This window comes from Deltaproteobacteria bacterium (assembly GCA_016210005.1).
GTDB lineage: Bacteria > Desulfobacterota > Binatia > HRBIN30 > JACQVA1 > JACQVA1.
In genome coordinates this window covers 1-10130 of the sequence record JACQVA010000209.1, presented here as the reverse complement: position 1 = coordinate 10130, position 10130 = coordinate 1, and the positions used below count along the sequence as shown (strand labels likewise).

Below are 10130 nucleotides of genomic sequence, written 5' to 3'. Positions count from 1 at the left end.
TCCCTTTCGGCCATGGGGCCTCGGCCTGACAGTACTCAGTACTGTCAGACTGGTGAGGATTTGCCCGGTCGGCTGCACGCACCCGCCGCAACTCCGTCGCAGCTTTTTTCTTGACAAGCCTTTCCGCTTCCGGCTAAGAGTCGTGCCGCTTCGGCGGAGTAGTGCAATTCGAGGCTGCCGCCGGGGATACACGCAACCGCACTGTGGGATCGTAGAAGGAGGACGGCATGAAGACTCGGCACCAGCTATTGGGCATGCTCGTCATGGCAGCAGGGTTGATGTTTCTCTCGGCCTGCGGCGATGACAACGATAACGGCGGCGGGCCGGTCCCACCGACCAGCACGCAGGCACCCGTAAACACCGCGACCAGGACGGCCACGGTGGCGCCACCGACCGCAACTCGCACCTCGGTGCCGACGGCTACCAACACCGTGCCCACGGTGATCCAGGCCACGGCGACGCCCACCGATACCCCACCGGATGGTACGCCGATTGATACCGCGACCCCAACTGCCACACCGACGGCCACTAACACCATCGGCGATGGCGGCGCTTGCGGCGACGGAACACCGCAAGGCGATGAGACGTGCGATGACGGCAACACCCTTGGTGGGGACGGCTGTGCTTCCAACTGCACCACCGAAACCGCGATGCCCATTGAATTCGACCCGGCCAAGAGCAAGGCCACACTGCAAACGGCGGCCTTCTCTCTTCCACTCAACCTTTCGGGTAGCCAGGTCTACCAGCTCGGGGGCGAGCGGGCCTCGGCCGGCGACGGCAAGCGCCCAATCGTTGGAAAGGCGGCCGACGTGCGCTTCAACCCGGTGAAAGTGACCGGTCTGGTGTGCGCTTGCGTGCGCGGCAAAGAGGTGCCTGACTTCGGCCCCGGTATCTCGTCTCAGGGCGAGGTCGGCTGCAACGGCCTGGAAGGCATAGACGTTGATTACGATATGGACCATAGCATCGGCGACGACGATCCAACCTGCGCCACCGGCACGGCTGACACCAACACGCTGCATCCGGGCGTGTGCAACGGCAAGCCGGTGATCGCGCGCTCAGAGACAGGCGGCCCCGGCTCGGCTCTGATCTACAACAGCACGGCCATCGGCCAGATCTCGGACGGCGGCAGCTGCGCCACCGAAACCCGCACCAAGGTTTGCAGCGAAGGCTCGAACCCGGGAACCAATTGCACCTCCAGCGCCTCGGCATGTAAGGGCGGCGGCACCTGCGTCCCGGCGAAGGGCCCCAATGGAGTCCCGTGTGACGATGACGACCCGGCGGTCGCTCAGGGTATCGCCAACACGCTGCTGACGACGACCGGGACCGCCCGGGCCAGCATAACCGATGCGAACAACGAGGTGGAAGCCTACATCGGCAAGGGTGGCGACTGCGGCGGCGTGCCGTGTATCGCCGAGATTTCAGGCACCCCGTTCAACTGCGCCAACCTGCCCGCTGCCAGCGGGTCGGCGAGCGTGGCCGCGTACTCATCCCTGGATGCGGCCCAGATTCAGGATAACGTCGTTACCAGTATCTTCACCGCCAAATAGGCCCAGGCGGTCACTTCGTAACGGATCCTCTGATTGAGGGGCGGATCACAGGCAGGGGCGATGTCGCACGCGGCATCGCCCCTGCCGCATCTAGGGACCACCGCATGGTTGCAAGCCGTTCGATCAGCACCACCGTGCTCGTTGCGCTGCTGGCCGTAGGCCCGGCATGGGGGATGCGCAACGACCAGCCGGGTTTCGATAAACTCAAGCTGCGCCAGCCGCTCTCTGAGGTCCAGAAGACGTATCCCAAGATGCGGAAAATGAACGATAGCGAGAACCTGGGGGCCGCCACCATCCTGAGCCCGTTGCTCCAGCGCTATCACCAGCTAGGCGTAAAGCTGTCCGGCCTAAGTAAACCGGTCTCCTTGGAATTGCGTTTTTGGAAGGAACAGCTGTGGGTGGTAGTAGTTTACTTCGGCGAGAACAGTCGCGACGACGTCGTGAGAATGTTGAAGAAACGTTACGGCGAGCCGACCTTCACGCAACCTGATCCGGCATGGAACGGAAAGCAAGTTGGAGTGGGATACGCTCCAAAAGAGGGCTGGTTCAGCGTCGGCTCGATCCCCATTGCCAGCGAGATACAGAACATGATGGCTGCGGAAATGCAGCGATTACGGGAGCGGCAACAACAACGCTCGCAGCCAGCCGCACCGGCCCCGGTGGCGCCGTAGAACTGCTTGGCTCTCGGTGACCGCGGGTGAGCGAGCGACAACAGAGGGGGCTGAGGCCGGCCGGTCGGTTGGTTGATTCAACCCCACATGGGTGTCCCGCGGCGGGGGGAGTGCAAATTTTTGTTGACTCTAATCGCGCACAAATGGTAGCCACAAGTCCTTCCGTCGTGCTGACGACGGTGTTGGCGTGCACGATGACATTGGGGGAGGCCACCTCATGATGCGGCGGTTTACGGCGCTAGACTCGTTTCGGGTTGGCGCACTCCTGTTGATGGTGGCACTGGCTGCCGGATGTGGAGGCGACGCGGAGGTGCGGGTCATCTTTCCGCCCACCCCGGTACCACCGCCGGGCACAGTGGTGGGGCAGGTGCTGATGCCGGACGGGCGGGTTGCCGCCTCGCCGTCGTTAGTGCAGCGCCTCGCCGCCTTGGTGCTGGCCCAGGCCGAGGCCCTGAGCGGCGACGTGATCCCGGTCGGACGAGGCGTCAGCGTCGAGTTGTGGCGTATCGCCGCTTGGGACATTGACAGCGGCAAGATCACCGGCGGCGGACTCTTGGACCGCGGTGATACCGACGGCCACGGCCGCTACGCGATTACTGTGCCCGACGGTTTGTCCGAAGATGACTGCGGCGACGGCCGCCTGCTGGTGCAGGTTGGTACCGAAGAGGACTGCACGCTAACCCGTGCCTTTGTCTTCAGCCTCGGCGACGACGTCAACATCGACTTCAACAGCGAGGCGGCGGTGCGGTTGATTCTCAGCAAGGTCGGCAGCGGTACCCCGCTGTGCAACTACAACGCGCACGACGTTCGCAACTTGGTCAACGCGGTGAGAGCCGCCTCGGGCACCGTGGCCGGCGCCGACGCCTGCGACATCAACGACAGCGCCTTCGGCATGGCCGCGGTCGATTCCAACGTGCAGCGCATCCTCACCGAGGCGGGCCAGGTGGTTACTGCTACGCCGACGCGCTTCCCCACCGCCACGCGGACACCGACCGGACCCCAAGTCCCCACGGCCACCGCGACTAAGACCCATACCCCGGTAACCCCGACGCCGAGCGGAACACCGCCGACCCCGACCAATACTCCATCTGTGACCCTGACTCCGACCACGACGAACACACCGACGGTGACGGACACGCCGGAGCCGACACCAACCGATACCCCGACGGCGTCGCCCACCACCCCGGGACCCTCGGCGACGCCGACGAACACCGCCACCGTCACCGTCACTGCGACAGCGACTGCACCGCCGCCGACGAGCACCTTCACCGATACCCCGACCGTCACCTTCACCCCGACCGATACCGCCACCCCGACGCAGACCCCGACCGTGACCCCGACGGCGACGCCGACCGCGACGCCGACTTCGACGCCGACCAACACCCCGAATGCCGTCGAGGTGAACCTCGAAATGGTTGCGGCGGCTGCCGGCCAGAGTGTGGCGGTGCCGGTTTCGTTGGTGACCCATGGCTCGACCGTGTCGGCGCTCTCGAACGACATCGAGTTCGACCCCGCGCTGGTGGACGTGGCGCTGGCGGCCGGACAGCCGGATTGCCAGCTCGACGGCCGCCTGGCCGGCAAACAGCTCATCACCAGCTTCCCGAGCGGCGCGCCCAGCGGCCGGCGCATTCTGCGCGTGGGTCTCATCGGCCTGACCAACAACACGGCCATTGGCGAAGGGGCACTGTACACCTGTCGCTTCACCGTCAACCAGGAGACCTCCACGCGTAGTGTTACGCTGAACAACACCCCAGGTGCCTCCAATCCGGACGGGAACGTCGTCACCGCGCTGGGCAGCGATGGCCAGATTCAAGTCACCGGCGCGCCGCCGGCGCTCAATCTCACCTCGGCCAGCGCCGCGGCCGGTGGCTCGGTGAGCGTGACCGGCTCGCTGGTGCTGCGTGGCGCCACGCTCTCGGGGCTGGCGATGGATATCGGCTTCGATCCGAGTAAGCTGTCGGTGATGCTCGACGGCAGCAATAATCCCGAGTGTGCGGTGGACGATGCCATCGGCGCCGGCACGGCGGCGAACAAGACCGTCGTCGCCAAGGTTATCGAGGGCGGTGCCGTCAACACCTTGCGCGTGGGCGTGTTGGCGCCTAACAACAACGCGGCCATTCCCGGCGGCGCCGTGTTCCGCTGTACCTTCGTAGTGGCGCAGGGTGCCGGCGGGCAGACCATCGTGCTCGATAACATCGGCGATGCCTCCACGCCGGACGGCTCGCAGAGCAGCGTCGGCGGCAGTGACGGGACGATTACGGTAGAGTAGCGCTTCAGGTCCAGATAACGGGTGAGATGAGGGCATGATTATGACGCGTTTCAACACGCAGCGGTTCCGGACGGTTATCGGCGCGACGCTGTTCTTGGCGGCGGCCGGCATCGCGGGACTTCCCGCCGCCACTCACGCCGTCTGCGTCGGCGACTGCAACGAGGACAGCAAGGTCATCATCTCCGAAGTGCAGCGTTGCGTTAATATCAGCCAGAGCGTGCAAACCGTCTCCGCCTGCGAGAACGCCGACCAGAACCATGACGGCGTCGTTTCCACCGAGGAGGTCAACGCCTGCGTCGCCTCCTTCCTCGATGCCGCCAACTGCCCGCAGGTGTTGCCCACGCTTACCCCAACCAACACGTTGCCGCCGACGGCAACCAATACTCCATTGCCGACCGACACCCCGACTAATACGCCGGCGGTAACCGACACGCCCACGGCTACCGCTACGCTCACCGAGACGCCCACCAGCACCGCCACCGCCACGCTGCCGCCGCCAACGCCGACATCGACGCCGACCGACACACCGCCTTCCACCTCGACGGCAACGCCGAAGCCGACATCAGCGGTGGCGGCTTGCGGCAACGGGGAGAAGGAAGGGACCGAGGAGTGCGACGACGGCGGCACCTGCGTCGACGGTCCGAATTTCTGTCAGACCGGTCCAAAGATTGGTACCGCCTGCACGCCGGCCACCGCCGAAACCGATTGCGGCGTAAATGATGCGACCAAGAAGGGTTACGCCTGTTACGGCGCCCACTGCACCTCGGATGCAGATTGCGGCGCCGGCACCTGCAAGACGTTCGGCGGCGACGGCTGCGCCAATAACTGCACCATTGAGACCGATCGGCCGTTCCTCTTCAGTGGCGCTGTCTGCAGCGGTGGGCCGACGCAAGGCAAGCAGTGCACCGCCGTCGGCGAGACCGGCACCACAACGCTCCCGGGTGATTGCGGTTACAACGGCACCTGTCTGGGGGCGGGCGAGTGCTCGGCGGGCTTGCCCGGCCGCATCGGCCAAGATTGTGCCGCCTCGAACATTTGCCTCGGCGGCGCGGCGGCGGGTAGGAGCTGCTCCAACACCAACCTGCCCGAGGCCTGCCGCGCCTGCACCAAGGGTGACATCGGTAAACGGTGTACCAAGAATACCGATTGTGGCACGGGTGGCGAGTGCCCCAGTTTGCAGTGCAGCGCGGCTAGCGGCGCCAACAAGGGCAAAGCCTGCACTGCCGATAGCGGCTGCGGGACTGGCGGCAGATGCAATGCCATGTTTGTCTGCAACGGCGGCACTACGCCGGGTAAGACCTGTAAGGCGGACACGGATTGTAACGCCGGCGGTACCGACGGCTATTGTGCCACGATTTGCGGCAGCCAGTGCGGTCCAACCACCTCATCACCGGTGTGCCAGAACAAGTCGCGCGCCCTGTTGGTGTCCGCCAGCTTGCCGGTCAGTATCGGCCCGATGATCGGCCACCAGAAGATTACCACCGGCAAGGCAAACCCGGATGGCCGTATACCGATGGTGGTCAAATCGGATTCCGTGTATTTCGAGCCAGTGAGGGTGCCGACGCTGGCTTGCGCCTGCGTCAGGGGAGGCGACGATCCATCGATACACGGACCCGGTAATTCCGGTTCGGGATACATCGGTTGCGGCGCGCAGGGACTTGCCAACGTCAATGTCGAGATCGGCCTGGATCACAACACGACCACGACGCGGACCTGCACCCACGGGCCGCGCGCCGGTGTGGCTTGCGCCGGCGATGAGGATTGCACCATACGCGGTACTTGCGTCGACTTGAAATGCAACGGCGGGCCAAATCCGGGAGCTTCGTGCACCGCGGACTACGAGTGCATCTTCTTCGGCCTCTGCAACGTGCAGGGCCCCGGCGTATGCAGCGCCGCAAGCGGTGCCGCGGCCGGTAACTTGTGCAATGAAGATCTCGACTGCTCGGGTGGTGTCTGCGAAGGGCTCTTCCAGGGCGGCGGCTTGTGCTTCGGCGGCGCTAACAACCGTAAGCGCTGCACCAAGAACAGCGATTGCGGCGAGGGTGCGGTCTGCAACAGCCCGGACGACCCAACTTGCAATGCGGCCGATCCGCTGCCGGAGCGGCGCAACCGCCTGGCGTGCATGGAGAGTAAGCAGAAGTGTACTACCGCCTACCAGGTACCGGTCGGAACCCTATGCGACGACGACAGCGACTGCGGGATAGGTGGCATTTGCGGCAACGACTGCAGCGCTACCAGCCCCCACCCCGGCGTCTGCAATAGCCCATTCCACTTCCGTTCCTACAACTTGCCCGAGACCCAAGTACCCGGTGCGGCGCTGCTGATGAACACCACCGCGATCGGTACCATCACGAGTGCGGACGGGGGCAACTGCTCTTATGACCCGACCGACCCGGCCAAGGGGCCGGACGGTCTCCCTTGTACTGCCGATGACCCCCCATCTTCACAGGGCGAGGGCCAGACCCTGCCGCAGACGACAGGACGGGCATCGGCGGTGGTTGTGGATTCTAACGCGTTCACCGGCAGCGTGATCATCGACGGGCAGTGCTCAGGTGGCAAGGATCCCACCTGCGTCTCAGGGGTCAGTGGTAAACCGTTCTCTTGCGAGGCGTTGACTTCCAACCCGACCGGCGGTACCGCTGGCGGGCGGCTAGCAACGGCATTCCCGGCTATCGAGACCAACCAGGTCGGCGACAACACCGTTGTCAACGTCATTTCCGGTGTAGCGGAGCCGGCGGCTGAGTGACGTGCCGGCTGCCATAAGCGGGGCGAGAACGTGAATCTGTGCGGTATATTTGTGGCCAAGGCGCCGGGGTCGGCGCCGGGCCGCAATTGTTACTTGACAAAGTCTTTCGGCCCGCCGGATAATCGGCCCCGGGTGACACGAGGGAGTCCGGTGCTGGTTCGAGGATTGGTAACACAGCGTAATGAATATGGGCGGGACCCGCCGTTTGACCCTGGATGACCGGTCCGCGGGGGGACCCAGAGGCTACATTCACCATCAAGTGAGATTTTGAGGGAGGAGCAAATGAAGAAATTGATTATCGGGGCCACGGTGCTAGCGGCCGCCACGCTCGGATCGAGCCAGGCGTTCGCAGCGACAGCGTGCCTCACCAACATGGCCGATCCGACGTGCGTGTTGACCAAGAAGTGCGGCAAGGAGATCCTGGCGCTCGCCAAGGGTTACGTCGCCGTGCTCCAGGGGCAGATTATCGGTGTTATCGATGCCAACCTGGCCGGCAAGAACAAGGACGCCGCGGGCAAGTGGCGCTGCGTCGGCGGGACTAATGACAAAGACGAATGCATAGGCGGGAACAACGGCTACTGCAAGGATGGCGCGAGAAAGAGCCTGCCGTGCAGAGGCCCTGAGATTGCCACGCCCGGCGACACCGAGTGTCCGGGACACTGCAAGATCACCACCGCCACACCATGCTCAAGCAACGGCGACTGCCCAGGGGGCGCCGATATTTGTGTGGAGTTCGACAAGGGCTGTGTTCGGACTAAGGGTTGCAATCCGACCGACGTCAACGACACCTACCGCTGCGAGCTGCAGCCGGGCGGCATTTGGGGGTCGTTCAACGGTGGGGCGAAGAACCTGCTCAAGGGCTTGAACTCGAAGTGCAGCGGTATCGACCTGACTGACCTCGGCCTGCCGACGGCGCAGTGCAAGGGCAAGTGCCGCACAGGCGGCGGTAGTGGCGGCACCGGCTCGTTTGAGGCTTGCGCGAGCAACAAAGATTGCCACCAGTGTAAGATTGGAACCACCGCCGTCGGCGTGTCGTGTACCAGCAACGCCGACTGCTCGTCGGTGCCCGGATCCACCTGTGCCACCACCAGCGGCGGCGAATGCATCATCGAAATCGATGACGTTGCGGACTGCATTACCCAGGGCATGGCCGGCGATATGACCAATGGTATCGCCGCCGATGCCAATACTCGCACGCTGACCAAACTCGCTTACCTGACACGGCCGACGGGTGCGAAGACCTCGGCGTACACGATGCCGACCGTACCGCGCCGGCGGACCAGCATCAGCTTGCCTAACCTGTTGCAGATTGCAGTGAAGTCAAAGGGTGAAGGCTCGGCCTCCGCCGGCGGCGCAACTCCGATGGGTATCGGCCGCTGCCAGGGCGCGGGCGCTCGCAACGGCTCGCCCTGCATCAAAGATGGTGACTGCGATGACGGCGACGTGAAGATCGTACAGGCGGGCGGCACCGCGTACTGTGGCCCGGATTGCTGCGCCTGCACCGGTGCTGGGACCTGCGGCATTGCCACGAGTGTCATCTCATCGAAGGCACAGAGCCTGTGCACCGCCAGTGGCCAGATTGTCTGCGAACTGCGCGGCAACCAGGGTACGGTGGGTAACCTGCTCAACGCCCCGACGGCGCAAGTGTCCAACGGTATTCCCACCTGTCTGGTAACGAGGACGGGGCGTATCGTTGATACTTATGATGCGGCGTTGGAAGCTACCGACAAGGGTCACTGCTACCTAGGCGCGAACGACGGGCTCGTGTGCAACAGCGACACCGACTGCCCTGGCGGTACCTGCGAGGGTGGCCTCTCCGGTTTCGGCGGCGTGAACCTCGATACCGGCGCCGCGACGACAAAAGCACCCATCGAGACTACCGTGTATCTCGGGCAAGGCCCCAACGGTGCGTGCCCGACCTGTCAGGCTGGGGCGTGCGACAGCGGCTCGGGTACTACTTGCTCTGACAACGACGGCGATACCTCAGGAGCCTGTCTACCCTCTGCTCCCGCGCCGTGGACCGATCTCGGTGTGATCCCGAACCCGTTCGACCTGAATACCGGGACCACCAGCATGACGGCGTCCGCAGCGGTGTCTGGCCACGACGGTTGGCCGGGCGGCAGTGCCTTCTGCGGTGCCTGCTCGGGCGCCTCGAACGTAAAGAACGGCTGCCCCACTGACGGTGGGACTCCCTGCGCAGCGGGTAGCTGCGTCACTAGCGGTAGCGAGCTGGGTGGCTGGGCCGCCTGGGCCGGCTTCCGCGGCAACGCTGCGTACGACCAGGATGCCACGACGTCGGCCAAGGAAGCGTCGGCCAGCGGTATTCCGGACAACTACGCGCCGGTGGCGGCGGGCATGTTCTGCACCGGCATCACCGGCAACCCGCTGGTGGACAAGGGCGTCGGCCTGCCTGGGCCGGTGCGCGTAGTCCAGCCGCAGTTGGTAACGTGGACGTTCGGCGAGAAGTAGTCAGTGCGTGAGGCAAGTGCCGGCGGCTAGCCGCCGGCACTGAAGCTCGCAAGCTGATGAATAACCAGGGGCCCTCGCAAGAGGGCCCCTTTTTTTTCTCCAGCGTCTGGCGCCAGGAATCCGAAGCGCAAATGACAACGGCGCCTGCGATTGGCGATCGCGCCCCGAGTCGGCAGGCACAGCCTGCCCTACTACTTCGGACTTCCGGCGCGTGAGTAGTCAAAACAAGAGCTTGAGTTGGGCAGGGCTCGGCTTCGGTGCTAAAATCCCGGCGACATGGGCTTGGTGAACGCCGAGATCACGCTTAGTACTCCATCTCGCAATTACGGTGACGTATTTTGATCATGCAATCACGCAGCTTTGGCAAGGGGACACTCCTTCGCGTGGAGTTTTTCCAGCAGACTGGCGAGGTCCTGCCGGGTGAAGGT

The 10130-nt window shown here is 64.4% G+C and carries 5 protein-coding genes; all 5 read left to right on the top strand.

The genetic code is table 11. The annotated features are described in order from the left end of the window. The first annotated feature begins 227 nt into the window (after window positions 1-227). Complete coding sequence (locus HY699_20470; protein MBI4518184.1) at window positions 228-1547, top strand: hypothetical protein; 1320 nt, start codon at window positions 228-230, stop codon at window positions 1545-1547. Window positions 1548-1651: 104 nt separating this feature from the next. Next, window positions 1652-2218, top strand: a complete 567-nt coding sequence (locus tag HY699_20465) for a hypothetical protein (protein ID MBI4518183.1) — start codon at window positions 1652-1654, stop codon at window positions 2216-2218. A gap of 217 nt (window positions 2219-2435) precedes the next feature. Then, window positions 2436-4487, top strand: a complete 2052-nt coding sequence (locus tag HY699_20460; protein ID MBI4518182.1) for a hypothetical protein — start codon at window positions 2436-2438, stop codon at window positions 4485-4487. Window positions 4488-4521: 34 nt separating this feature from the next. Next, entirely contained in the window at window positions 4522-7233 is a 2712-nt protein-coding gene (locus HY699_20455) for a hypothetical protein (protein ID MBI4518181.1), read from the top strand. A 282-nt stretch (window positions 7234-7515) separates the two neighbouring features. Further along, window positions 7516-9702, top strand: a complete 2187-nt coding sequence (locus HY699_20450) for a hypothetical protein (GenBank protein MBI4518180.1) — start codon at window positions 7516-7518, stop codon at window positions 9700-9702. Window positions 9703-10130 lie beyond the last annotated feature (428 nt).